This window comes from Roseateles sp. GW821-FHT09B06 (genome assembly GCF_059418245.1).
In genome coordinates, this window is record NZ_JBWKPM010000064.1 from 1 (window position 1) to 1,188 (window position 1,188).

At 71.4% G+C, this 1,188-nt stretch carries 1 protein-coding gene; it reads right to left on the reverse strand.

Features of this window, described 5'->3' with window-relative positions:
• Nucleotides 1–1,154, reverse strand: a 1,154-nt coding sequence (locus AC07OQ_RS24440) for an acyl-CoA dehydrogenase family protein (protein ID WP_495055737.1), incomplete at its 3' end; no start/stop codon positions are given.
• Nucleotides 1,155–1,188: the final 34 nt, after the last annotated feature.

The window sequence follows — 1,188 nt, forward strand, 5'->3', positions numbered from 1 at the left end:
TGAGCGCGCGCATAGGCATCGGTGTTGTTCGCGTAATGCCCGCGCGCCTGGTGCACGTCGCGGAAGATCCGCTCGATCGGGTTGCCCCGGTAGCAGCCCGTGGCCGCCTGCGCCCTCAGCAGTTCATTGAGCTGCTGCGCGCACAGCTTGGGCACCAGCGCCGACTGCGCACGCTGCAGCAGCCGCTGCTCCACCGGCATGAGCTGCCCGCCCTGCCTGGCGTTGTCCACGATGGCCGCGAAGTTGCGCAGCAGCACCAGCCTCAGCTGGTCGGCCGCGATCATCGCCTCCGCCACCGCCTGCTGCGCGTTGGGGTCCTCGGCCGTCTTGTTGCCATGCCTGCCCACATGGGCGGCCGCGTGGCGGCGGAACTCCGCGATCGCCCCCTCCAGCGCCCCGATGCAGGCCGTCGAGACCGCGCGCTGGAACACCTGGATGAAGGGGATGCGGTAGAGCCAGCCCGGGTTCAGCGCGCGCCCCGGGCAGGCGGCGTCGCTGGCGTCGTTGGTGCGCTGGGTGCGGTGCTCGGGCACGAAGGCCTCCTCGACGACGATGTCGTGGCTGCCCGTGGCGCGCAGGCCCATCACGTCCCAGTTGCGCTGGATGCGGTAGTCGCTCTTGGGCAGCAGGAAGGTGGCGTGCTCCAGCCCCGCGCTGCCGTCGCGCCTGGGCAGCAGGGCGCCCAGGAAGATCCAGTCGCAGTGATCCACGCCGCTGGAGAAGCTCCAGCGCCCCGAGAAGCGCCAGCCGCCCTCCACCTTCTCGGCGCGGCCCATGGGCATGTAGGTCGAGGCGATCAGCGTCGCGCTGCCGGCCTCCCAGACATCGCGCTGGGCCGCCTCGGGGAACAGCGCGAGCTGCCAGTTGTGCACGCCGATCACGCCGTAGATCCAGGCGCTGGACATGCAGCCCGCGGCCAGCGCCATCTGCACCTCGTAGAACACGCGCGGGTCGAGCTCGAGCCCGCCCCAGCGCTTGGGCTGCAGCACCCGGAACAGCCCCGCGGCCTGCATCTCGGCCACGCTCTCGCTGGGCACCATGCCGGCCTGCTCGGCCGCCGCGGCGCGCTCGGCCAGCTTCGGCGCCAGCGCGCGCGCGCCGGCGATGACTTCTTGTGCTTCGGGGCTGAGGTAGTCCTCGGGGATCGGCTTCATCTCGGCTTGCTCCTGCTTGATGCCTCGCAGTGTC